This is a genomic window from bacterium (genome assembly GCA_040753555.1).
In the GTDB taxonomy this organism is placed as follows: domain Bacteria; phylum UBA9089; class UBA9088; order UBA9088; family UBA9088; genus JBFLYE01.
On sequence record JBFMDZ010000242.1, the window covers coordinates 1 to 2,733 of the forward strand.

The 2,733-nt window shown below is 37.4% G+C and carries 4 protein-coding genes; all 4 read right to left on the reverse strand.

What is annotated here, in order from left to right:
- Positions 1–18: 18 nt before the first annotated feature.
- Genes AB1630_11955 through AB1630_11970 form a run of 4 tightly spaced genes read right to left on the reverse strand, consistent with a single transcriptional unit; the run spans position 19 to position 2,442 of the window.
- Positions 19–393 carry a hypothetical protein gene (locus AB1630_11955; GenBank protein MEW6104506.1) on the reverse strand — a complete coding sequence of 125 codons (375 nt, stop codon included), beginning with the start codon at positions 391–393 and terminating at the stop codon, positions 19–21.
- Positions 393–1,253 (reverse strand): DUF364 domain-containing protein, encoded by an 861-nt coding sequence (locus AB1630_11960; GenBank protein MEW6104507.1) that lies wholly within the window; start codon positions 1,251–1,253, stop codon positions 393–395. Before AB1630_11960 ends, AB1630_11955 begins: the two co-directional genes overlap by 1 nt.
- A gap of 2 nt (positions 1,254–1,255) precedes the next feature.
- Positions 1,256–2,263 (reverse strand): methyltransferase dimerization domain-containing protein, encoded by a 1,008-nt coding sequence (locus tag AB1630_11965; GenBank protein ID MEW6104508.1) that lies wholly within the window; start codon positions 2,261–2,263, stop codon positions 1,256–1,258.
- Between the two features lie 14 nt (positions 2,264–2,277).
- Positions 2,278–2,442, reverse strand: coding sequence for a hypothetical protein (locus AB1630_11970; GenBank protein MEW6104509.1), 165 nt, complete (start codon positions 2,440–2,442; stop codon positions 2,278–2,280).
- Between the last annotated feature and the right edge of the window lie 291 nt (positions 2,443–2,733).

Consider the following 2,733-nt stretch of genomic DNA (forward strand, 5'->3'; position numbering starts at 1 on the left):
CCTACCTTCCAGCATCATTTAGTTTGTTACCTCCCTAAATGTGGAATTAAGTATTGGGCTAGTGGCTAACCTTTGCTTAAAGATTGGACTTTCACCAACAAGAACCAATACGCTTTGCTTGGCACACCCATCTTCTGATACCTCCCCTGATTTCGCTAGTAAAGGTTGAATTGTGAGATTGACATCCTCTAGTAGTAATGTTTCATAAATCGTGCGAAGTGGTGATCCCCATGGGCAACCATATACAGGTTCTAATCCTTTTAAGTCTATTCCCATCCCAATAACTATCTCTTTCTTTTGAGGTGCCTCTTTTGGCAGATATGTCCAGATTATTATGCTACCCACCAGAAGTATGCAGAGTAGTAAAACAATATTTTTCTTTTTATCAAACATTAAAATCCCTCCTTTTTGATTAACAACTGTTTTACATCTTTCATGGAGTACCAATACCCTCTGCTTAGCACGAATTGCCTTCGAAAATCAGGGGTATTTGGAAAAATCATAGGTAGAGAAATGTCTACCCCTCTTTTAAAAAGCACTTTGGGATAAAAAGCTGAAGAGGGGCCGTAAATTATTCTTGTCCTAGCATTTTTGGAGAACTTAAGGAGTTCGTTGACTGTCCCATTTACTATGGTTTCACCGGTTATGTAAACAACATCAGCTCCACTTAGAACTTCTTCGTTCTTATTTGCAGGAAATATTTTTATGTTGGATTCCTCGGCATTAAAATCTATAATGGATAGCTGCTTTAAATCCATAAGTTCACTGACATACACTACCTTTGCAACCTCTGCGCACAGGGGTGTAGCCATCATGTGAAACCCAACCATTGCTACTACATCTGAACTTTTCACAAATTTTGGGGGGTCTAAAAGAGGTAATTTTGGAGCGACATAGACTTCAGCATCATATCCTTCTTTTTTCAATGCATCTCTATCATTCATTAGTTTATAAGAGAGGGCAGAGGTTATGGATGTCATTAGCGAGTTTATGAACACGCTGTCCTCTAAACTCCTCAATTTATCTATGACATCATAAGCATTCAAATTGAGCAGGTCTTTTATAAACGATACATCTTTCGGGACCCCTCCCCTATCCGCTTCATTGTTTGCTACACCACACCCGATTGTGCCATCATCGTATCTCACATAGCTCAATGTCCATGGGCCAATTCTGGTGATGATTATGTTTGAAAGGGTTGCATTTACACCCAAGCACTTCAGCTCTTTTATCGTATCAATTATCACATCCATCTTTACACTTTCTTTGCAACTATGATCTTTGTAGGATCTGAAGGAGTAAAGATATCTATAACCCGTGTTATCGAAAGGTTAGCTTTTCCCAGCCAATCAATATATTCTCCTAGGGTGCATACGTGGTGGTCAGACCTTCTAATAGATAACATAAGGTCGAACAAAACAGAGACAAGCGGAGCAGTCCCATCATCGTTAAGTATCCAACGTCTGTATATCAAAACTCCCCCTTCGTTTAATGCACTATGTATCTTTTTTAAAATCCCAAATATTGGTACATCTGAGGCAAAAATTATGTCATACCCATTTCTTATGTCATCTTTTGTAAAATCACCAGCTATAACTTTGATTCTATCCTTCATTCCGTATTGCTCAATGAAATTCCTGGTGATTTCTGTAACATGAGGTAAATCAAAAACGAAGATATCGAGGCTTGGATTTAATTGACCGAATGCGATCGCATAAAGCCCATGACCGCCGCCAAGGTCAAGGAGCCTTTTTGCATTTTTAAACTCAGATAAAGCCGCTACAGTCCTGACTGTTTTCTGGAGAGATCCGCTTATTGCGCCTTCTGCATGTCCAAAAATAAAAACTTTATCTATGTATTCAAATTTTTCCTCTGATTCCTGTACGCCTATGCCTCTCAACATGTTGCCTAACTTTGACCAAGTATTGTAACCATTTGCCATAAGCTTAAGCAAATTGCCCTGGTAAAATGGGCTTTCTTTCACAAGGAAGGTCTCTGAAATCTTGGTATTTGCGTATCTGTCATTTATTTTTAAAAGTAGCTGCAGAGCTACCAAGGCATTTAAAAACTTCTCTGTAAGATGCAGGTCAGTTCTAATTTCTTTAGAAATTTGCACTGCTGTTTTTGGCTCCGTAAGCAGAGTAAAGATATCATATTCAATTGCAGTAAACAGTATTTGTGATATTTCGTGTCCTCTGGCCATTCTCTCTATCGGTTCTAGACTAACTTCTGGTATTCTGTCTGCAATTTTATTGGTTTTCATTTTGTTTTGTATCACTAATTTTTGAATGTCTTTCCTACGGTTTCATTTCTTACATTGCTGGATACCTCCAGAAGTTTCAGTAATTTTCCAGAATCATTAGCTTGTTGAAGAAGATAGAGGGCTTCCTCTCTTGTTATTTCCCTTTTCCTTGCATTTTCCAATATTTCGTTGAATTTCATTTTTTTACCCCCATTATATTTTTTTGATATCTATATATGTTCTTTCTCGGAATTGACCACTTGCAAATACCTCTGTAATCGGGATGAATGATAAAATTGCAATAATGAACCATCTTGTTTTGGCCTCCTTTACCAACCTTTTTGCTACAAATTTTAAATTCATAACACTAGTGTGCTGTCCCTTAAATAAGGTATGTTATATTTTACAAGGTTTTCCTGCATATGTCCATGCAAATGGTTTTGCTTTTTTGTTGTAATATTCAATATACTCCAATAACTTCTGTTTTAATG

What these genes read in the sequence shown, in the direction of transcription:
- AB1630_11955 (MEW6104506.1), bottom strand. Translation starts at nt 393, where the DNA reads ATGTTTGATAAAAAGAAAAATATTGTTTTACTACTCTGCATACTTCTG.
- AB1630_11960 (MEW6104507.1), bottom strand. Translation starts at nt 1,253, where the DNA reads ATGGATGTGATAATTGATACGATAAAAGAGCTGAAGTGCTTGGGTGTA.
- AB1630_11965 (MEW6104508.1), bottom strand. Translation starts at nt 2,263, where the DNA reads ATGAAAACCAATAAAATTGCAGACAGAATACCAGAAGTTAGTCTAGAA.
- AB1630_11970 (MEW6104509.1), bottom strand. Translation starts at nt 2,442, where the DNA reads ATGAAATTCAACGAAATATTGGAAAATGCAAGGAAAAGGGAAATAACA.